At 51.3% G+C, this 20,286-nt stretch carries 22 protein-coding genes; 8 read left to right on the top strand and 14 right to left on the bottom strand.

Annotation, left to right across the window (positions count from 1 at the left end; all coding sequences use genetic code 11):
- Positions 1-13 precede the first annotated feature (13 nt).
- The 3 genes from ACQE32_RS03720 to aspS form a co-directional block, all read right to left on the bottom strand.
- Entirely contained in the window at positions 14-757 is a 744-nt protein-coding gene (locus ACQE32_RS03720) for a YebC/PmpR family DNA-binding transcriptional regulator (RefSeq protein WP_426972246.1), read from the bottom strand.
- 186 nt (positions 758-943) lie between these two features.
- Entirely contained in the window at positions 944-1,378 is a 435-nt protein-coding gene (nudB, locus tag ACQE32_RS03715; protein WP_426972244.1) for a dihydroneopterin triphosphate diphosphatase, read from the bottom strand.
- Between the two features lies 1 nt (position 1,379).
- On the bottom strand, positions 1,380-3,158 hold the full coding sequence (gene aspS / locus ACQE32_RS03710; RefSeq protein WP_426972243.1) for an aspartate--tRNA ligase: 1,779 nt from the start codon (positions 3,156-3,158) through the stop codon (positions 1,380-1,382).
- A gap of 311 nt (positions 3,159-3,469) precedes the next feature.
- On the opposite strand from aspS, the gene ACQE32_RS03705 reads away from it, so the two are divergent.
- Positions 3,470-4,036, top strand: a complete 567-nt coding sequence (locus ACQE32_RS03705; RefSeq protein ID WP_427021744.1) for a hydrolase — start codon at positions 3,470-3,472, stop codon at positions 4,034-4,036.
- 108 nt (positions 4,037-4,144) lie between these two features.
- Positions 4,145-4,966 (top strand): DUF72 domain-containing protein, encoded by an 822-nt coding sequence (locus ACQE32_RS03700; RefSeq protein WP_426972242.1) that lies wholly within the window; start codon positions 4,145-4,147, stop codon positions 4,964-4,966.
- Positions 4,967-4,968: 2 nt separating this feature from the next.
- Here the strand turns inward: ACQE32_RS03700 and ACQE32_RS03695 are convergent, their stop codons facing one another.
- Together ACQE32_RS03695 and ACQE32_RS03690 are read right to left on the bottom strand one after the other, a co-directional pair.
- Positions 4,969-5,373 carry a putative T6SS immunity periplasmic lipoprotein gene (locus ACQE32_RS03695; protein WP_426972240.1) on the bottom strand — a complete coding sequence of 135 codons (405 nt, stop codon included), beginning with the start codon at positions 5,371-5,373 and terminating at the stop codon, positions 4,969-4,971.
- A gap of 2 nt (positions 5,374-5,375) precedes the next feature.
- A complete protein-coding gene (locus ACQE32_RS03690) occupies positions 5,376-5,924 on the bottom strand; it encodes a type IV secretion protein Rhs (protein WP_426972239.1) in 549 nt (182 codons plus the stop codon).
- 307 nt (positions 5,925-6,231) lie between these two features.
- Between ACQE32_RS03690 and cmoA the strand changes: the two genes are divergently transcribed.
- From cmoA to ACQE32_RS03670, 4 genes are all read left to right on the top strand, one after another.
- A complete protein-coding gene (gene cmoA / locus ACQE32_RS03685) occupies positions 6,232-6,972 on the top strand; it encodes a carboxy-S-adenosyl-L-methionine synthase CmoA (RefSeq protein WP_426972237.1) in 741 nt (246 codons plus the stop codon).
- A complete protein-coding gene (cmoB, locus tag ACQE32_RS03680; RefSeq protein WP_427021358.1) occupies positions 6,969-7,937 on the top strand; it encodes a tRNA 5-methoxyuridine(34)/uridine 5-oxyacetic acid(34) synthase CmoB in 969 nt (322 codons plus the stop codon). The genes cmoA and cmoB overlap by 4 nt, the downstream gene beginning before the upstream one ends.
- A 155-nt stretch (positions 7,938-8,092) precedes the next feature.
- The gene (locus tag ACQE32_RS03675; protein WP_250650156.1) at positions 8,093-8,542 is read left to right on the top strand and encodes a DUF4385 domain-containing protein; all 450 of its coding nucleotides are present in this window, start codon (positions 8,093-8,095) and stop codon (positions 8,540-8,542) included.
- Positions 8,543-8,634: 92 nt separating this feature from the next.
- Positions 8,635-9,732 carry a glycerol dehydrogenase gene (locus ACQE32_RS03670; RefSeq protein WP_426980895.1) on the top strand — a complete coding sequence of 366 codons (1,098 nt, stop codon included), beginning with the start codon at positions 8,635-8,637 and terminating at the stop codon, positions 9,730-9,732.
- Positions 9,733-9,805: 73 nt separating this feature from the next.
- On the opposite strand, the gene ACQE32_RS03665 is transcribed toward ACQE32_RS03670, so the two are convergent.
- The 6 genes from ACQE32_RS03665 to ACQE32_RS03640 form a co-directional block, all read right to left on the bottom strand.
- Positions 9,806-10,672 carry a hypothetical protein gene (locus tag ACQE32_RS03665; protein WP_426972232.1) on the bottom strand — a complete coding sequence of 289 codons (867 nt, stop codon included), beginning with the start codon at positions 10,670-10,672 and terminating at the stop codon, positions 9,806-9,808.
- A gap of 72 nt (positions 10,673-10,744) precedes the next feature.
- A complete protein-coding gene (locus tag ACQE32_RS03660; protein WP_427021357.1) occupies positions 10,745-11,566 on the bottom strand; it encodes a hypothetical protein in 822 nt (273 codons plus the stop codon).
- Between the two features lie 33 nt (positions 11,567-11,599).
- Positions 11,600-12,091 carry a hypothetical protein gene (locus ACQE32_RS03655; RefSeq protein ID WP_427021356.1) on the bottom strand — a complete coding sequence of 164 codons (492 nt, stop codon included), beginning with the start codon at positions 12,089-12,091 and terminating at the stop codon, positions 11,600-11,602.
- Between the two features lie 400 nt (positions 12,092-12,491).
- Complete coding sequence (locus ACQE32_RS03650; protein WP_427021355.1) at positions 12,492-14,183, bottom strand: hypothetical protein; 1,692 nt, start codon at positions 14,181-14,183, stop codon at positions 12,492-12,494.
- Between the two features lie 149 nt (positions 14,184-14,332).
- A complete protein-coding gene (locus tag ACQE32_RS03645; protein ID WP_426972230.1) occupies positions 14,333-14,590 on the bottom strand; it encodes a hypothetical protein in 258 nt (85 codons plus the stop codon).
- Positions 14,587-15,057: a glycoside hydrolase family protein gene (locus tag ACQE32_RS03640; RefSeq protein WP_426972229.1), complete on the bottom strand. Its 471-nt coding sequence runs from the start codon at positions 15,055-15,057 to the stop codon at positions 14,587-14,589. Before ACQE32_RS03640 ends, ACQE32_RS03645 begins: the two co-directional genes overlap by 4 nt.
- Positions 15,058-15,192: 135 nt before the next feature.
- Here ACQE32_RS03640 and ACQE32_RS03635 point away from each other — a divergent pair, with 135 nt between their 5' ends.
- Positions 15,193-15,831: a helix-turn-helix domain-containing protein gene (locus ACQE32_RS03635; protein ID WP_426980886.1), complete on the top strand. Its 639-nt coding sequence runs from the start codon at positions 15,193-15,195 to the stop codon at positions 15,829-15,831.
- Positions 15,832-16,869: 1,038 nt separating this feature from the next.
- Here ACQE32_RS03635 and ACQE32_RS03630 read toward each other — a convergent pair.
- Both ACQE32_RS03630 and cutC read right to left on the bottom strand, forming a co-directional pair.
- On the bottom strand, positions 16,870-17,319 hold the full coding sequence (locus tag ACQE32_RS03630; protein WP_426972226.1) for a hypothetical protein: 450 nt from the start codon (positions 17,317-17,319) through the stop codon (positions 16,870-16,872).
- A gap of 385 nt (positions 17,320-17,704) precedes the next feature.
- The gene (gene cutC / locus ACQE32_RS03625; RefSeq protein ID WP_427021354.1) at positions 17,705-18,457 is read right to left on the bottom strand and encodes a copper homeostasis protein CutC; all 753 of its coding nucleotides are present in this window, start codon (positions 18,455-18,457) and stop codon (positions 17,705-17,707) included.
- A gap of 85 nt (positions 18,458-18,542) precedes the next feature.
- Between cutC and ACQE32_RS03620 the strand changes: the two genes are divergently transcribed.
- Positions 18,543-19,691, top strand: coding sequence for a MalY/PatB family protein (locus ACQE32_RS03620; RefSeq protein ID WP_426972222.1), 1,149 nt, complete (start codon positions 18,543-18,545; stop codon positions 19,689-19,691).
- On the opposite strand, the gene ACQE32_RS03615 is transcribed toward ACQE32_RS03620, so the two are convergent.
- On the bottom strand, positions 19,688-20,251 hold the full coding sequence (locus ACQE32_RS03615) for a VOC family protein (RefSeq protein WP_250650167.1): 564 nt from the start codon (positions 20,249-20,251) through the stop codon (positions 19,688-19,690). The two genes, ACQE32_RS03620 and ACQE32_RS03615, sit on opposite strands and share 4 nt — an antisense overlap.
- Positions 20,252-20,286: the final 35 nt, after the last annotated feature.

The raw sequence follows: 20,286 nt of genomic DNA, 5'->3' as shown, positions 1-20,286 counted from the left end.
AGGGCAACAACCATTACAGGGTTGCCGCCACCTCGTCGGTCATTTCGCCGTTGTGATAAACTTCCTGCACGTCGTCACAGTCTTCCAGCATATCGATCAGACGCATCAGTTTCGGAGCCGTTTCAATATCCATATCCGCTTTGGTAGAAGGGATCATCGTCACTTCTGCGTTTTCCGCTTTCAGACCCGCCGCATCCAGCGCATCCTTCACTTCTCCAAAGGTTTCCCACGGCGTGAAGACGTCAATCGCGCCATCTTCATAGGTCACTACGTCATCCGCACCCGCTTCCAGCGCCGCATCCATTACCGTATCTTCATCCAGGCCCGGCGCATAAGAGATCACGCCTTTTTTGGTGAACAGATAGGCAACGGAACCATCGGTACCGAGGTTGCCGCCGCATTTGGTAAAGGCGTGACGCACTTCAGATACGGTACGGTTACGGTTATCGCTCAGGCATTCAACCATGACCGCCGTGCCGCCCGGGCCATAGCCTTCATAAATAATGGTTTCCATGTTGCTGTTATCGTCGCCGCCTACGCCGCGAGCGATAGCGCGATCCATGGTGTCACGCGTCATATTATTAGACAGCGCTTTATCCATGGCCGCGCGCAGGCGCGGGTTGGAAGCGGGATCGCCGCCGCCCAGCTTCGCTGCCGTCACCAGCTCGCGAATAATTTTGGTAAAAATTTTACCGCGCTTGGCATCCTGTGCCGCTTTGCGGTGTTTGGTGTTGGCCCATTTACTATGACCTGCCATAACTCTGCTCTCTCCAGTTTGACACCGGTCAGACGCCTCAAGGCCGGTTCCCTCTGCAGGGAAACAACGCACCTTATGTCTGACGCTGTTGATTTTGCATCAGTCCAGACTGACTGACAGCTTCAGCGCGCTATTGCTGATAAACAGCACGCACATTGCGGTGCGCTGCGCGGCTGTCGGCAGCGGTTAGCCGACGAATTCTTCTATCGCCTGGCGATTACTCCAGGACTTGGTTAGACGGGCGGCAGTGGCTGTATCCAGCCACTGCAAGGCCAGATGTTCGCTTAACATAATGCTGCGTTCGCCCGGCAAGGCCAGCCGAAACCAGTGCTCAATATTATGCGTAACGTGCGGCGCATAGCGATGACGAAAGTGCGGAAAGATTTCGAATTCAATTTGCCGCTGGCAATCTTCAAGCGTCAGCCCTTCAGCCGCCACGTCAATGCCCAGCTCTTCCCACACCTCGCGCCGCGCCGCCTCGACAGGCGCTTCTCCCGCCTCCAGGCTGCCGGTGACCGACTGCCAGAACGCAGGATCGTCGCGCCGCTGTAGCATCAGCACCCGCCCGGTATCCTGCGCGAAAATCACCACCAGTACCGAGACAGGATGCTTAAACGTCATCTTACAGGCTCTCTGGCTTTTCCTTTTTCACCACCTGAATGCTCAGCTCCTCCAGCGACGCTGGGTTAGCGAAGCTTGGCGCCTCGGTCATCAGACAGGCTGCAGCGGTGGTTTTCGGGAAAGCGATAACGTCACGAATATTATCGGTGCCGGTCAGCAGCATCACCAGGCGGTCAAGACCAAATGCCAGGCCTGCGTGCGGCGGCGTACCGAACTTCAGCGCATCCAGCAGGAAGCCGAACTTCTCGCGCTGCTCGGTTTCGGTAATACCCAGAATGCCAAATACGGTTTGCTGCATCTGACCGTTGTGGATACGTACCGATCCGCCGCCCACTTCGTAACCGTTAATCACCATATCGTAAGCGTTGGCGATGGCGGTTTCCGGTGCGGCTTTCAGCTGCTCCGGCGTCATATCGCGCGGCGCGGTAAACGGGTGATGCATTGCCGTCAGGCCGCCTTCGCCGTTGTCTTCAAACATCGGGAAGTCAATAACCCACAACGGTTTCCAGGCGCTGAGGTCGGTGATGTTCAGATCGCGACCCAGTTTCAGGCGCAGCGCACCCATCGCATCAGCCACCACGCCCGCTTTATCAGCACCAAAGAACACCATATCGCCATCCTGCGCGCCGGTACGTTCCAGGATCGCTTCCACGATTTCAGCGTTAAGGAATTTCGCTACCGGGCTTTGAATGCCTTCCAGACCCTGCGCGCGCTGGTTAACTTTGATATAAGCCAGCCCTTTCGCGCCGTAAATTTCAATAAACTTGCCGTACTCATCAATCTGCTTACGGCTAAGCTGCGCACCGCCCGGTACACGCAGCGCCGCTACGCGGCCTTTGGCATCGTTGGCCGGACCAGAGAAGACCTTGAACTCAACCTCTTTAACCAGATCGGCGACATCCACCAGCTCCATCGGGTTACGCAGGTCCGGCTTGTCGGAACCGTAACGACGCATCGCTTCAGCAAAAGTCATCTGCGGGAACTCGCCCAGATCGACGCCCTTCACTTCCAGCCATAGCTGGCGCGCCAGACGCTCCATCACTTCACGCACCTGCGGCGCGGTCATAAAGGAAGTTTCCACGTCGATTTGCGTAAATTCAGGCTGACGGTCAGCACGCAGATCTTCGTCACGGAAGCATTTAACAATCTGATAGTAACGATCGAAGCCGGACATCATCAGCAGCTGTTTGAACAGCTGGGGAGACTGCGGCAGCGCGTAGAATTTGCCTTTATGTACGCGGCTCGGCACCAGATAGTCACGCGCGCCTTCCGGCGTGGCCTTGGTCAGCATCGGCGTTTCAATATCAAGGAAGCCGTTATCGTCCATAAAGCGACGCACCAGGCTGGTGATTTTGGCACGCGCCTTCAGGCGCTGCGCCATTTCAGGGCGACGCAGGTCGAGATAGCGATATTTCAGACGCGCTTCTTCTGTATTGACCTGGTTAAAATCCAGCGGCAGCGGCTCGGCGCGGTTGATGATGGTGAGGTCGGTGGCGAAAACTTCTACTTCGCCGGTGGCCATATCGGGGTTTTTATTGCGTTCGTCACGGGCGCGGACCACGCCGGTCACCTGAATGCAGAACTCGTTACGCAGCTCAGACGCCAGATTGAACGCCTCCTGACGATCCGGGTCGAAAAAGACCTGGACGATGCCTTCACGGTCGCGCATATCAATAAAGATCAGGCTCCCGAGATCGCGGCGACGGTTAACCCAACCGCAGAGAGTCACTTGCTGGCCAACATGAGACGGATTGATCTGTCCGCAATATTCTGTACGCATAACGCTATCCTTTTAACTTCGCCGCTGCAGCATGGGCAGCGCTGATGTATCGTTCTGGAGTTGGTTATCCGGCGGATAACCCTCAGGCAGACGCTGCCGCAAAAAGGCAGGCATTATAATGTAAAAAGCGAGGCACGATAAGGGGGAACGGCGCGCAGCGCTGAATGTGTGCGCATTTGTTATTCCCTGCCGGCTCATGTTAGCGCCGCGCACACAGAAATTCACAAAATTCATGAATTAACGACATTTTTCTGCTCGCCCGCACGCCAGCAAGTCACGTAGGCTTACGCTTTTGTCTGTTCGCGGAGAACATTATGAAACTCAATCCTGAATCAACCGCGCTGGTTTTAATCGATTTGCAGGAAGGTATCCTGCCTTTTGCCGGCGGCCCGCACAGCGCGCAGCAGGTGGTGGCAGGTGCGGCCAGGCTGGCGGAAAAATTCCGCGCCGTAAACGCGCCGGTGGTGCTGGTGCGTGTTGGCTGGTCGCCTGATTTTGCCGATGCGCCGAAGCAGGAAGTCGATTCTGCGCTGATGCACGGCGCGCTGCCGGAAAACTGGTGGAACTACCCTACGGCGCTGGGCGTTACGTCTGGCGATATTGAAGTGGTCAAGCGCCAGTGGGGCGCCTTTTACGGCACCGATCTGGAGTTGCAGCTGCGTCGGCGCGGCATCGATACTATCGTCCTGGGCGGCATTTCCACCAATATTGGCGTAGAATCTACCGCGCGCAACGCCTGGGAGCTGGGCTTTAACCTGGTCATTGCCGAGGATATTTGCAGCGCTGGCAGCGTAGAGCAGCATAACAGCAGTCTGGAATGGATTTTCCCGCGTATCGCAAAAATACGTCGTAGCGATGAGATTATCGCCGCGCTGTAACCTGTGGTGGACACTCCCCTGTCCGCCCGTGAAGCCCCGGCGAGTGATCCGCTTTTCGCGTTTGCAGAGCGAGCCAGTTTGCCGGGGACACTTTGATACGGGAGCATTATGACACTTCGTCTGGGTTTGCCGCAGTGGCAACATCCGCACTGGAAACGCTATGGGCTGGAAACGCTGGCTGACTATGCCCGCTATTTTAACTGCGTTGAAGGCAATACCACGCTCTATGCGCTGCCAAAAGCAGAGGTGGTGTTGCGCTGGCATGATATGACCAGCGATGATTTTCGTTTCTGTTTTAAATTTCCCGCCACTATCAGCCATCAGGCTGCCCTGCGCGACTGCGACGATCTGCTGGATACTTTTTTCCGCACGCTGGATCCGCTTAGCGCCCGCATTGGTCAGTACTGGCTGCAGCTGCCTGCCACCTTTGGTCCCGATTCGCTGGCGGCGCTGTGGGCATTTCTTGATGGTTTGCCTGCCGGGTTCCGCTATGGCGTTGAAGTGCGTCACCCGGCTTTTTTCGCCAAAGGCGAAGCGGAGCGTGCACTGAATCGCGGCCTGCATCAGCGCGGCGTGAATCGCGTGATCCTTGACAGCCGCCCGGTTCACGCTTCTGATGCCGTTACGCCCGCCACGCTGGATGCCAAAGCGAAAAAACCAAAGGTGCCGCCACACGCTATCATGACCGCCAGCGACCCGATGGTGCGCTTTATCGGCAGCGAATCCCCGCAGGAAAATCAGATATGGTTCGAGGACTGGCTAAACAAGCTGCCTGGCTGGCAGGAAAAGGGAACGCCGTGGCTGTTTATTCATACGCCCGATATCGGCGAGGTGCTGGATCTGGTGCAAACGCTGTGGCCGCGCCTGCAGCAGGCGTTACCGCAGGTGGGTGAATCCCCGGACTGGCCGCAGCAGGCGGCGCTGTTCTGATTTTATATCCGGGTCGCCATCAGTTTGCCATCGACGCGGTAGAGTGTGAAAGTGGCGATAAACTTTCTACCGTCCATTTTTGCTACGGGTTTAATAAAGGTAGCGATCGAAACGCCGTAAGCCAGACCCTCTTTAAAGGGATAATCAAACAAGGGAACGCACTGGTTACGAGAAAGCGGTATCGCTTTATCATCCATTGAATAAAATTTTCTGAAAGTATTTTGCGCGCTATCAGAAGAATTGATTTCAATGAGGTTTAAATTCTCATTATCTTTCGCATCAATTAACACACAAACTTTATCATTTATTGTTGTTACCTTTGCCCGATAAAGGTAAAGCGTTTTTCCTTCGCAAGCAGTTAACATCGTGACTGCTGTAATGATTAATAATGCTTTTATAGCGCGCATAGTTAGCCTTTTTTCACAGCTGAATAAATGGTTTTTTGATATTGCGAAAGTAACCTTAAGCGATCAATACTGCCTTGATGAGTAACAACGGGATAAGTTTGTTGCCTGAACATATTCCATACCCTATAACCAAAAGTATAAAGTACAAAATAATCGGCAACGATTTGAGCCTGCTGCTCAAGTGAATATTGTAACAGTGGTTTACCATCAAGCTGATACGTATAGTCAGCAGCCCAGCTAAATAATCCTCTTGCCCGAACCCACATTCTCTGTTGGTATTGCCAAACATGCATCATTTCATGAATAAAAAGATGCTTTGATGATGCAGGCGTATAGATTGAGCCAAAGTTGGGTTCATAGAGTTCTTCTCTGAACCAAATTTCCCCATTAGGCGACATTGCTGTATCCCTTCTCTGCAAACCAAAAGGCAAATAGCTGTCGCAATGAATCCATACGCGTGCGTAATCTATCGATCCGCCAAAAATGGAATGTGCCAGCGCGATCTCTTCCAGCGTTAATAAACGCAGCGTTCCTTCTTTAACCCTGTCCATCGTTGCCGTTTCCTTTAGCCTGAAATATCCGTTCTGGCCGTTCTGCGTTTCCTTAAGCTACCCGCCATACGTCAGGGTATAAGCAGAAGGTGTAAACGCGCCAGCAGCGACAGAACATAACAGCGAACAAAAAACAATCTGTGCCCAACGCCATATTCACCGTTTTTGAGACCGTTCTTGCTAAGCGTGCGGCGCCTTCACGACTCAACGGTTGTCGCAGCCGCTGCGGTTCGCGCGACAAAAGATGCAGCGCGCCACGCTTTCTGCCAAAATAACGCCCTTTCCGTAGTTGACCGGATTTACCCCTATGTCTAATCGAGATACGCTGTTCTCCGCGCCTATTGATAAACTGGGCGACTGGACGTTTGATGAGCGCGTAGCTGAAGTTTTCCCGGATATGATCCAGCGCTCGGTGCCGGGTTATTCCAATATCATCTCTATGATCGGCATGCTGGCCGAACGCTTCGTTAAGCCCCATACCCGGGTTTACGATTTGGGCTGTTCGCTTGGCGCCGCCACGCTTTCCGTGCGCCGTTCGGTACAGACGGAAGGCTGCAAAATTATTGCGGTTGATAACTCTCCGGCAATGGTTGAACGCTGCCGTCGTCATATCGATGCCTTCCGCGCCAGCACGCCGGTTGAGGTTATCGAAGCTGACATTCGCGGTATCAATATTGAAAACGCCTCAATGGTGGTGCTGAACTTCACCCTGCAGTTCCTGGCACCTGACGATCGTCTGGCGCTGCTGGCACGCATCTTCCAGGGCCTGAATCCTGGCGGCGCGCTGGTGCTGTCAGAAAAATTCAGCTTTGAAAATGCGGAAGTGGGCGAACTGTTATTTAACATGCATCACGACTTCAAGCGTGCCAATGGCTACAGTGAACTGGAAATCAGCCAGAAGCGCAGCATGCTGGAAAACGTGATGCTGACCGACTCGGTGGAAACACATAAGGCGCGCCTGCGCCAGGCCGGTTTTCAACACAGCGAACTCTGGTTCCAGTGCTTTAACTTTGGCTCTCTGGTGGCGTTAAAAGCAGGTACGGCATGATCGACTTCGGCAATTTTTATCAGCGCATCGCGCAGGGCCCGCTGGCCAGCTGGCTTGAAGTGCTGCCGGCGCAGCTGGCAGCCTGGCAGCGTGAAAATCTGCACGGCCATTTCCGCAACTGGACCAAAGCGGTAGATAACCTGCCGCAGCTCACGCCGCAGCATCTCGATTTACAGCACAGCGTTACCGCCGACAGCGATGCGCTTAGCGAGCGCCAGCGTCAGGGCATCGAAAAACTGCTGCGCACCCTGATGCCGTGGCGCAAAGGTCCTTATTCACTTTACGGCACCCATATTGATACCGAGTGGCGCTCCGACTGGAAATGGGATCGCGTGCTACCGCACATCTCCCCGCTCACCGATCGCACCGTGCTGGATGTCGGCTGCGGCAGCGGTTATCACATGTGGCGCATGATTGGCGCGGGCGCAAATCTGGTGGTGGGCATCGATCCCACTCAGCTGTTTCTCTGCCAGTTTGAAGCGGTACGTAAGCTGCTTGGCAACGATCAGCGCGCGCATCTGCTGCCGGTCGGTATTGAACAGCTGCCGGAACTGAAGGCTTTTGATACCGTTTTTTCCATGGGAGTGCTCTATCATCGGCGCTCCCCGCTGGATCATCTCTACCAGTTGAAAAATCAGCTGGTAAGCGGCGGCGAACTGGTGCTGGAAACCCTGGTAATTGAAGGCGACGAGCATGATGTGCTGGTGCCGGGCGAACGCTATGCGCAAATGCGCAACGTCTGGTTTATTCCGTCGGCGGGGGCACTGGCGCGCTGGCTGGAAAAATGCGGTTTTGTTGATGTGCGCATCGTGGACTATTCCCGCACCACCACCGACGAACAGCGACGCACAGACTGGATGATTACCGAATCGCTGGCGGACTTTCTCGATCCCCAGGACAGCAGCAAAACCGTGGAGGGTTACCCCGCGCCTTTGCGTGCCGTGCTGGTAGCACGCAAGCCGTAACAGGAAAGTCAGGGGCATCCCGGGATGCCCTTTTTTAACGCCCCAGCGCCCTTCCCAATGCTTTATTCACTCCCCTCCTACCCAACGGCTCCGCCGCAGAAAAGCAGATTTGCGCGTTGAACACTAAACTTAACGCAGCGATTACAGGAGGGCCAATGAGAGAGTTTGATTATCAGCAGGATTTTAAAGCCATCGATTTTCGCCAGCACCCGGAACTGTATCAGGTAGGCCGGGGCGAACAGGGCGTACTGCTTGTCGAGCCTTACAAATCGGAAATTTTACCGCACTGGCGCTTTCGTACCCCAGCCATTGCGCGTGAGTCAGCAGAAAAAATTATGGCGCTGTTTGAAGCCTATCGACAGCAGGACGATTTTGTTGGTATGGATATGGCGCGTAAATTTATTCAGATGGGTTTTACCCGCGCGCGACGCTATGCCAATCATCCCGGCGGTAAAAAATATGATGCGCAGCGGCAGGTGCTGCCGCAACAGCTGGACGCAGAGAAAGTCGAATCGGCCACCATTTTCAAAGGATACTGGGATAAAATTCGTGCGGATGAAGATTACCTGCGACGCAAAAAAGCCCACCAGCAGCGCTATGGATAATTTCCCTTTTCCCACTCTTTAACAAACCCATTCCCGGAAACCTGCCAGGCTTTAGCTAACACGTTAAATCAATAGCTAAAAGGAGAACGGGAATGAGTAAGTTTGTTTTTTCCTCCCCACGCAAATATGTTCAGGGCGCTGGCGTACTGACTGAACTGGGAACCTGGCTGAAAGAATTAGGTGACAGCGCATTTCTGATCGCTGACGATATTGTCTGGGGACTGGTTGGCGAACAGGTGCAAAATACGCTGAAACAGAGCGATATCCAGCAGCACTATGAAAAATTCAATGGTGAGGCTTCCGGCAGTGAGATTACCCGCCTGGCAAATGCCGCACGCCAACAGGGCTCTGTGGTCGTGGTTGGTCTGGGCGGCGGCAAAACCCTGGATACGGCCAAAGCGGTGGCGGATGAGCTGCAATCGCCGGTGGCGATCGTGCCGACCGCCGCCTCGACCGATGCGCCCTGTAGCGCGCTCTCCGTTATCTATTCCGATAGCGGCGTCTTCGAAAGTTATCGCTTTTACAGTAAAAACCCCGACCTGGTGCTGGTGGATACCTGGGTCTGCGCTCAGGCGCCGGTGCGGCTGTTTGCTTCCGGCATTGCTGATGGCCTGGCGACCTACGTTGAAGCGCAGGCGGTGCTGCGCTCACACGGGAAATCGATGGTGAATGGCGATCCCACCATTGCCGGAATGGCGATCGCCCGCGCCTGTGAAGAGACGCTGCTGACCTGGGGCTACAGCGCCTGGACCGCCGTGGCGCAAAAGCGCGTAACGCCTGCGGTTGAAGCAGTGGTGGAAGCCAATACGCTGCTTTCGGGGCTGGGCTTTGAAAATGCCGGGCTGGCGGGCGCGCATGCGATTCATAACGGCTTTACCGCTATCGAAGGCGATATTCATCATCTGACGCATGGTGAAAAAGTGGCGTATGGCACGCTCACGCAGATGGTACTGGAACAGCGGCCCGATGAGGAGATCGCCCGCTATATCCGCTTTTACCGCGCCATAAACATGCCGACTACGCTGGCAGAGATGCACCTGGAAAATGAAAGCTGGGAAAATATGGTTAGAATTGGCGCGCTGGCAAACAGCGAAGGCGACACGTTGAAAAACCTTAATCCGGCACTGACGCCGGAAGCGGTCGCCAATGCTATTCTGGCGGTAGATGCGTTCAGTCAAAGCGTGAAATAGTGACGTTACGGCGTTAAATAGCAGAGGCGTCAACGGACGCCTCTGTTCAGGCCCTCACCGTGCGAAAAAGCGTTTAGCGATTTTCCTCTCCACTCTTCTCTGCCTCACTATCCCAGTACTCAAAGCGATACGCCGTCCCCAGCTGACGCTGCAGGGTTTCCTGCCCGGCAATTTCGGTTTCATGGGAATAGCTCAGCGTGCAGTTACCGGTTTTATCCCAGCTCTGGCACTCATCCAGCGTGGTAATGGTGCCGTTGCTGGTGGTATTAATCATCCGCATTCCCAGTTCACGCTGTTGCGCATCGTAAGTGTAACTCTCCTGGCTTTGCGCCGATCTGCTGCCCAGCAGCAATCCCGCTTTGTTCCAGCGATAGCGATATTCACCGTTGGTGAGCCTATCCGAGCCACGTGATGTGCTGGTGCTTAAACGCATTTGAGGATCATAGCTGTACGTTGTCTCGGTGAAACCTTTCTTCCCCATCAGCATAAAACTATCGCTGGCGCTGATGATATTGCCTTTGGTTCCCACCATATAGCTGATATTGCCCTGCTTGTTATTTACCTCAACCAGGGCATTCTCTTTTTGCACTTTCACTGAGATTTGGTATTCCGCCAGCCAGCCGTGATTAACGCGAAAAATATGCTGCTCCATAGCCAGAACAATATTTTGATCGTTTTTATCGTAGCTGATATCCGCGACGACAAGCTGACCGCAACGGTCGAACTGACCCAATACGCGCTTTTGCGAATTGACATTTTTGCCGAACTCGCCCATCACCACCTGTTTAACCGGCCCTTTTGCCGTGCCGCCCAGCAGAATGACGCTGTTGCTCTGTTTTATCGCTTCAGGAATGGCGCGGCAGGTTTCTGCCGCCAGGCTCAGGGTGCAAAAGCTCAGGCTGCAAATGCCGGTAGTCAGTGCCAGGTATCCAGACTTCATTATTAATTCCTGTGGTAATGCCATGGGGATACCAGCATCAAGGCCTCCGCCGTAGACGGCGGTAGCATCAGGTCAGGCAGGCGTAACTGAACGCGTGCTTTCCAGCATGGCCCATGGCGCTTTTGCCTCTTCACCCGTGGCATAGTAGTAACGTAGCTGCTTACTTACATCATAGCTCAGTACAATCTTGCCTGAGGATTTACCAATAGCATTTACGGCGGAGGCGGAGGACGCAAGCTGTGCCTGCGAATAGACAAAGCCGCTGTTAATGCCTTGGTTATTGTTAAACAGCCATTCGATTTTCGGCACATCCCCTTTAGTTGTCACGGTTGAGCCGCCGGATGCGTTGGTTTTGGCATAGCGTAAAGATAAGGGTTCAGAGGATTTAAGATTATAACAATTACTCCAAATAAACTTTTCGCTGATATTACGCATACTGACAGCATACTTATCTGAGGCATAGCCGGTGCTGGTAATATTTACCCTCGCCAGATCAAACAGGCTCATTGCATAATCATTACCATCAACATCAATAATACTGTGGTTAATTGATAATGATCCACCATTACCGCCCTGGAATAGAATTCCCGTAGCGGTACCGTTCCCCACCAACCGACACCCGGTCAGTAATATATTATTATAAGGCGCAGTGACCGCTTTAATTTTATTGGCGAGCCCTTCTGCATAGCAGTTGTTTAAATGTAAATCTTTCGCAGGCTGAAGTTCAAAAGCAAAATGCCGACGAAACGGTCCCCAGGCCAGATTATTTGTCATAATAGTGTGCTGCGCATCAAACTCAGGTCGGTCAGTGCCTGCTGTTACCGGCGCTTCGGCGTGAAAAGCAAGACGACCATCTGTGCCCTCTTTACAGGACGCATAATTACCGTCAATCACCGTGCCCGAACCCCAGATACTGACCGCATCCCCTCAGTCCTCTCGTCCCACGCCCAGACAATCGAAAAAATTATTTTCCAGAATGCGCGAACCATGGGCTCGATAAATAGATCCGGCAATTACCGCATTGACCTGATTGGTCATGGTACATCCCTGAATAACGCAAAAATCGGCCTGAATATCCACGGTACCCTGGCGTCCGCCGCCTTCTTTCGGCTCAGCGTCGCTCTGTAATAATAGAGGATTTGTTGAGGTTAAATTTAATAGCTTGCAGCGCGGATGATTCAGAACAATCATTGACAGAATGACCATACTATTGCCAATCGGTCTGATTTCGCCAGTTTCGGTGCCCTCTATAATTTGCCCATCAAAGGCGGTTTTAATTTTCCCGGAAAGATTAATAACGGTGTCGATAATAATATGTGTCGTTTGATTAACCAGTTTCTGCAAACCAGCCGTATTATCCGTGGTGTAATCTGTGGCACTATTGGTTCTGATATTCAGCGACGATGTGGAGACTGGCATAGCAATCCTCTTTATTTGATTAAATAAATGGACCTGAATTTTAGCTGATGCACTCCGACTTGCTCGCTGAGAATAGGGTAATAATATCTCCCGTAAATTATAAACACGTTAATTTTATGTATCCCAATAATATTAAGGACCAGACTTTACTTAATGCTGAGCTGATTTAATTAGGCGTTGTTTTATCAGAAAGGCAATTCATCAACACAAGAAGCAGAATTCTCTGAGGATTTTTAGAGAGAAGCAGGTCAGCATTTAGCTGAGGATTTCATTTTCTGTAGTCTGTAACGGTCTTCAATTAACTGAAAAGAGCAGCGTGAATGATGCCAGGCAGGCGCTGCTCACAGTTAAACATTCCTTATTAAAAGAGCCTTCTGCATTGCGCAGAAGGCTCGGACGATCAGGCTGGCGTTACTGTCTCAGCATTATCGAAAGAGACCCAGGGCGAGTTGGCCGCAGGCCCCATAGCATAGTAGTAACGTAGTTTCTTATCAGCGGTGTAACCCAGTACGATTTTACCCATTGCTTTGCCGAAAGTATTAACTGTAGAAGTCAACGATTTAAGCTGCGCCTGAGAATAGACGAATCCACAGGTAATGCCATCATTCTGATTAAACAGCCATTCAATTTCCGGTACATCACCTTCTGACGTAACAATCGGCGCTCCGCCTGTAGTACTGGTTCTGGTATAACGCAGGCTGAGCGGTACATCAGAATTAAGGTTATAACAGTTACTCATAACGAATTTTTCACCGATGTTTTGCAGACCAAGGGCGAATTTTGCTGCGGCATAACCGGTACTGGTAATATGAATTTTCGCCAAATTGAACAGGTTCATAGCAAAATTATTACTGCCTACGTCTATAATGCTATGGTTAATTGACAGTGTGCCGCCTGAACCGCCCTGAATTAATACACCGGTAGCGGTACCGTTGGTTCTTAAACGGCAACCCGTTAACAGGACGGTATTATAATCACTAGTGGTTCCTTTAATAACACTGGCGAAACCTGCGGCATAACAGTTATTCAAATGCAGATCTTCTGCCGGCACTAAATTAAAGGCGTTATTTCTTTCGTCTCCTTTATTCAGCATGGAGAGTTGCAGCGTCAGACGATGTTCAGCTTTCACCGTTGATGAGCGATCGAGAATAAAACCGTCGCCGACGGAGCCTTCGTCCATGACCACATTTGAACGGATACTTACGTTATATGACCAGTTCTGTACGCAAATCGCCCCGCGTTTCGGCGCCCAGTTGGCACCCTGCGTATCGGCAGATGTACGGGTATATTTAATCGTATTTTCCGCCAGCACATTGGTACACATAATATAAGCTTCGCCCCACCAGGTCGCGCCGCCGAGAGAGATGTTACCGATCGCCGTCCCGTTGGTAATCCCTTCCATCACAAAGTGACGGCGGAACGGGCCGTAGGCCAGGTTATTCGCCATAATAGTATGCTGAGCATCAAAATGGGCGCGTCCGCTGTTGGAAGTAACCGGCGCTTCGGCATGAAACGCAATGCGTCCATCGGTGCCTTCTTTACAGGAGGCGTAGTTATGAGCAATCACCGTACCGGAACCCCAGATACTGACGGCATCACCACGCTCTTCCAGACCAACGCCCAGGCAGTCCAGGAAGTTATTATTGATAATACGTGAACCATGCGCACGAAAGATTGAACCGGCAATAACGGCGTTAACCTGGTTAATCATGGTACAACCTTCAATCACGCAGAAGTCCGCCTGAATATCTACCGTCCCCTGACGACCTCCGCCTTGATCGCCGGGAACGTTACTTTGCAGCAATAATGGATTGGTCGATTTCAGACTACGCAGCTGACAACGCTTATGTTTCAACGCAATCATCGAACGGATACTCATAGCGGTGCCTATCGGCCTGATTTCACCCGTCTCCTTTCCTTCGATAATCTGCCCTTCAAAGGCAGTTTTAACCTGTGCAGAAAGATTAATAATGGTATCGACGATGACATGTCTTTCCTTATTAAGCAGCGCCTGAAAAGCGACGGTATTATCGGTTGTATAATCAGTTGCACTTGTTGCAGCAATTTTTTGAGAAGATGTAGTTAAAGCCATGATGAACCTCCAGAATGAAAAATAAGGGTTTTTATCCTTGTTAAAACTGTTCAGCGCACGAATTAAGGTTGCGGAAATCCCTTTCCGCTTCTATTACGGAATTATTTTTTACCGTTTTCATTATTAAGCCCTGGTGCGTAATATTTAATTCAAGGCGTATTATTTGTGCCTTCTCTATCAGCTGGCGTATTGGTATCAGGCGGTGCTTTTTGCCTGGTAATACGTGAAAACATTCCCACCAGCATGACAATGAATGAAGTAATTTGTAGCCAGTGAGACGGAATCAATGCTTTCCACTCAGCAGGCATTTCAAGCCAAATCGTAGGTAGCAGACCGAGTGCAACCAGCGCTTTCGTAGAATGCCAGCGCCACCAGTTTGGCCAATCCTTAACCAGCCGTAATTTCATATGATTACCCCTCTGTAACCCTCGTAACTGCCGCTACGCATCACATCCGCATGGCGCTTCGCCCGGTTAGGCGTTTGCCGTGCCCACTTACTCATCAACATACTGCTGGCCGCCGCGGTAAAATTTTCCTGAGAAATTAGGGCCAGCATATTCTTGAATCCGGCTAACCCCTCAACCCCCATTTGCCATGCCATGCTGTACAAAATATCGCTCCGCGGCTCGTTGCAATGTCGCAGCGCATCGACAATTCCCGGCATGGCATTCATTTGTAACCTGTTATTGCTCAACAGGGTTTCCAGCCATACGCTCCCCACCACCTCCGGCACCGTGAAGGTATAATTACTGATTGGGCATCCGCGCGGCCCAAGTTTGATGCCATAAGCCACGGTCGGATATCCTTCTGTATCGATATAAGGCTTTGCCCGATAACCTTCTTCAAATTTAAGAATTTTTATTATCTCGCTCATCGCACTCTCTCCTTCTCCAGCTTACCCGTGACCTTGTTAAAAATTGGCTCTGCCACATTGGTGGTTTTCATTCTGTTATGTATAATGCTTGAACCCATAACAAAACGTATCGAATCAGGCCATAGCAAAGCGTGTTTGACGAACAATACGGCGCGCTATAAATTTTCGTTTATGAAAACAGATTCTCTTGCTACGCGGCTCAATATAGCGATGAACTTGGCCGGAATGACTCAGGGTGCTTTAGCTAAAGCATCCGGCGTTTCCCAGCCTACTATCTGGCGTCTGACCAAAGGTCAGGCCGCTGGATCACGCAAACTGGTCGACATCGCGGCCGCACTCAACGTCAATGTCGAATGGCTGGCCAAAGGTCAGGGAGAGATGCAGGGGCCTTCTAACAAAGAAGGTTTTTCACATACTCCCGCGGCCAGTGACGTCCCTGTCTGGACGCTCGCAGGCAAAACCAGCGAGACCGTAACCACGCCTAACGGCGTCCGCGCCAAAAAAACCTGGCGAGCCTACTTGATAGATCGAAACAGCGGTTGTGCTGAAGCTACTGCGGGCAGTATCGTCATTATTGATACTGCTATTCCGCCAGAGTCAGGTGACCTGGTCATCGCTCGTGTTAATGAGCGCATCAGCGTCTATCGCTATCTCGAAGGTCCATCTAACGGCTTTTTAACCGTGGATGATCCACGTTTACCGGCTGTCGAACTCTCCTCCTCCGCCGAACTTATCGGCGTCGCTATCTTTTTAATCCGTGATTTGCGCCGGTAAGCCGCCACATCATCATCCGGTAAGGTGAACTCGCGATACTGCCCACCGGCGACACGATATAAGACATAAATCATGGCGAACCTCTTCAGCTACTCAGCCCGTCAGTTATCTAACTTCCCATCGGCGCCTGGGCGCCGCTCCGGGTTCAACTATGCTTCAACACGTCTATGAAGCATGAATGCGGCTTAATAGTTCGCTGACGAGGCGGTTAACACATCCACCACACTTCATAACCTTTGTTATTAAAAATACTATTAGCTATTAAAAAACTGTCAAGTTTGTTTGCTGGAAAAATGGGCTTGTTCACAGGCGATTTCGATAGCAAAACGTAGCACTGGCAGGCATTTCAGCAGGGTTACAGATGGGCTAACTTACTGTCAGCTAATCATTTTTCGATTTTTAATGATTAAACAGGCTTAACGGTAACAAGAGATGAAAATTTGCGTAAAAAAATTTCTGATAAGGTGAAAAACTTTCTTCCCCTCCAGTGATAACTTTCCCTCCTGTATAATTTATGCTTTAAATACAGTCAATTAGTGTAAAACCAATCAATAACTCGCTCTTTTAGGGTATTTTGCGAAAAATTCTTATTCGCATCAGAAAAAAGACACGAAAGAAAATAGCTATATCTTTCAATAAATTACAAAGAGTGGGTTTATTTTGCGGCGTGACGGAAGATCGGCACCAGATTCAGCAATGTGTTTAGCACTGGTAACCAATGTGAAAAATGTGACCTGGCTCATTTAGTTAAATTTGCTGCAGATTTAACTTTTCGCCCTCGTACCAAAGCGTATTAAAGTTAATAACATCCTTTTCAGACCTTAAAAAGTTTCCAGAGCGATGGCTACCAGAGGCAGGCAATAGGTTTTGTCGATATCTATCGTTAAAAAAGCTCAGGAGAGGCAACGAGGGAAGAATAAAAGTGCTGCCGGATTAGGCTCCGGCAGCATGGGGCAACCGCTGATATCACAAGTAGTGATACAGAATGACAGGCTTACCTGTTAACGCACAGGCTTGAAAAGAGATCTGCTCCCTCTTTTATGTTCCTGACTGGGCTTCGAAATCTTGTTTTAAACGTTCAGGATTAAGCGCGATATTTTGCGTATCGGTAGTGATAATCTGACGCAGCATCAGGTTTTGATGCGTATAACGTTTCGCCAGATCGTTAATCGCAACCACTACAGAACTCATTTTCGAGGTTTTATCCTGCTGAATGGAATAGAGCATAAACGATGATTCGTCTTCTTCTGGTTTGCATCCCACAAACCACTGCTCATCGCGATAAAGGAGTTTACAGGTCGCGCTAAAAAGACTCATCGCCAAACCGCTCTGAATGTCACTACGTGCAATAGCGGCCCAGTCAGGAGGCGTGATTGATTCACCTGCCTTATCTGGGTTTTTAACAAACGTTACACCTTCTTTCTCATTACACGCTGTTAAAGCCAGTACCATAACGGTGAGAAGCAATGTTAACTTCCTGTTTTTCATAGGCCTTTATCCTGACAATTTATCTAAAGCAATCTTGCTTTGTTTACAAAGCATCAATACCAGTTAAAAATTATATAAGAATTTAACCAGGATAATCGAGAATATTCTTATCGAAATTTAATAACAGTCAAAATCAGGCAGGAGAAAGCAGGATTAAATCTACTGCAGGAAGTGTTACGCTGATGTCAACATCCTGGATTGACAGGAAAATGAAGCGTGTGAAATCCACTAAAAATGATGCGGCAGGCAGGTTATGATTTCAAAGTCGCACTTTTTATCAGGCTCTTTTTGGCATAAAAAAAACCCCAACAAAGTGCTGGGGTTTGGTACTTGCAAACATCACGTCTGAGGAACGGCGTGCTGCGCGGCAAAAACTGTTTATGGTTCAGGCAACCCGAACAACATTCATCTGCATAATGCTCTTCATCGCCTCAACCATCTCACCATCAACACATTGACGGCTGAATTCATCGGTCTCGACATCGGAACTCATGGATACGCCCGCTTTCCGGTAGCGCATCGGGGAAGAAACCAGATGACTGGCGGAGCTGTGCAGCTCACGGATCCCAATATCCAGAAATTTTTGCAGGTTACTTAACCTGACGCCCGCACCCGCCATAATAATTGGACCTTTACTTAACTCAGTAAGTTCCTTTAACAATGCAATTCCGTTCTCCGCATTTTGTTGCTGGCCTGATGTAAGAATGCGCGCAACGCCCAGACCGGTCAATGTCTCCAGGGTACGTTTCGGACTATGGCAGAGATCAAAAGCGCGATGGAAAGTCACCTGCATATCGCCACACAGCGACATTATTTCCTCCATCCTGTTGATGTCTATATAGGCATCTTCATCAAGCATCCCCAGCACCACGCCAGGAAAACCCAGCTCCCGAATTAACGCTATATCTGATTTCATCGTGGCGAACTCACGGGCGCTGTAGCAAAAATCGCCGCCACGTGGACGAACAATAGGGTGGACCGGAATATCAAGATGTTCGCGTGCCGCCTGTAACATGCCTGCGGACGGTGTCAAACCGCCCTCTTTCGGCGCGGCGCAAAGCTCAATCCGGTCAGCGCCCGCCTGCTGGGCGTTAACCGCGCAGTCGATTCCGTAGCAGCAGACTTCCAGTTTAACCATTTCATCCTCCTGTTAATGACTGCTGGCTGGTTTCCTGATTCTCAGTTAGGCTCAGTTTGCAGGTAGTGTAAAGAGAGACGTAATCATGGCATTCAATTTCGACCAATGGATAGACCGGTATCACAGCGATAGCCTTAAATGGCGAAAATATGGCGATCGCGATGTTTTGCCGCTGTGGGTAGCGGATACTGACTTTCTTTCGCCGCCTGCGGTTATCGAGGCGCTGCACGCGCGCGTGGAACATGGCGTATTCGGTTACGGCAGCGAGCCCGACGAGCTTATCGATATCGTTATTGAACGTATGGCCACCCGCTATCAATGGCAGATTGAGCCGGACTGGTTAGTGTTTTTGCCCGGCGTGGTTGCCGGTCTCAATTTATGCGTGCGCGCCTTTACTTCCCCTGGCGAAGGCACCCTTGCCCCGACGCCCATTTATCCTCCTTTCAGACTGGCCGCCGCCTGGGCAGAGCGCAGCCAAATCAGTTTGCAAATGCGGCTGGAAAATCAGCGCTGGATAATGGATCTGGCAGCGGCGGAGATGCAGCTAAAGGGAAATGAGAAATTGCTGATGCTGTGTAATCCGCATAATCCCGGCGGCACGGTCTACCGGCGCGAAGAATTAGCGGAGCAGCTGCGGTTTGCTCAGCGCCACGATTTGATTGTCTGTTCTGATGAGATCCACTGCGATCTGATCCTGGAGCCGGGCTTAACGCATACGCCTTTCGCTACGCTTAGCGAGGATGCCGCGCAGCGTTCAGTGACGCTTATTTCACCCTCGAAAACCTTTAATATCGCTGGCCTGGGCGCATCGCTGGCGATTATTCCCAATAAAGCGTTGCGCCAGCGTTTCAAAGTGGCACGTCGCGGCCTGGTACCCTCGGTAGATATCCTGGCGCTGACCGCTGCTACCGCAGCCTGGCGCGATGGTCAGCCCTGGCTTGAGGCTCAGATCGATTATCTGCGCCATAATCGTGACTGGCTGTGTGAACGTGTTAATGCGCTGCCGGGTTTGTGCGTCGCGCCGCCGGAAGCCACCTATCTGGCCTGGATTTCAGCACGCTTACCCAATGTTGACAGCCCGACGCTCTGGTTTGAACAGCACGGGCTGGGTTTTTCACCGGGGCGGGAGTTTGGCGACGATGGCTTCGTGCGTTTTAACTTCGGCTGTACGCGGGCCACGCTGGAAGAGGCCGTGACACGCCTGGAACGCGCGGTCGCTGCGGCAAAGGCTTAATCCTGTTCGCTGGCAACAATCTCCTGCAAACTCCAGGGATGGAATTTAATGGTGATCTCTCCGTCGGTCACGGCAAGCGTGGGATTAGGCAGACGTTCGCCTTCGCCCTGCGGCGCACTGGTTTTGAATGAAATGCCCGGCTGCAGCAGGCCGCTGTCAGATAATAATGCCATTGCCCTGGCACCCAGCGTGGCCGGATCGCCGCGCAGGACAATTTCAACATGCTCCCATCCTTCATGGCGATAGAGTTTATTGCCCGGCCAGGGTAGCTCAACCACCTCGATCCGCCACGGCCCTACGCTTAGCGGCTCGTGCAGTTGAAACAGACAAATCGGCCTGCCGTTAATCATTTTTTCTGAGAACAACTTGCCAACCTGCATCAAGCCTTGTTTCCAGCGCTCCGCTGTCGCAATTTGATGGCAGCGCAGCGAAATATGGTCGGCCTCGAGGTTTTCCAGTACTAAACCCAACTTTTCCGCCAGATTCACCAGTGATTTTTCAAAACGCGGCAGATCGTTTGTCAGGTCAGATAGCGCTTCCAGATTATTCCTGAATGGCACAATTACTCTCCACTTTTAGACAATTTTCTTAAACA

The organism is Pantoea sp. FN0302 (assembly GCF_050113775.1).
GTDB classification, from domain to species: domain Bacteria; phylum Pseudomonadota; class Gammaproteobacteria; order Enterobacterales; family Enterobacteriaceae; genus Mixta; species Mixta alhagi.
Note: the sequence above shows the minus strand (reverse complement) of the source record. Positions and strands in the feature narration are given on the sequence as shown.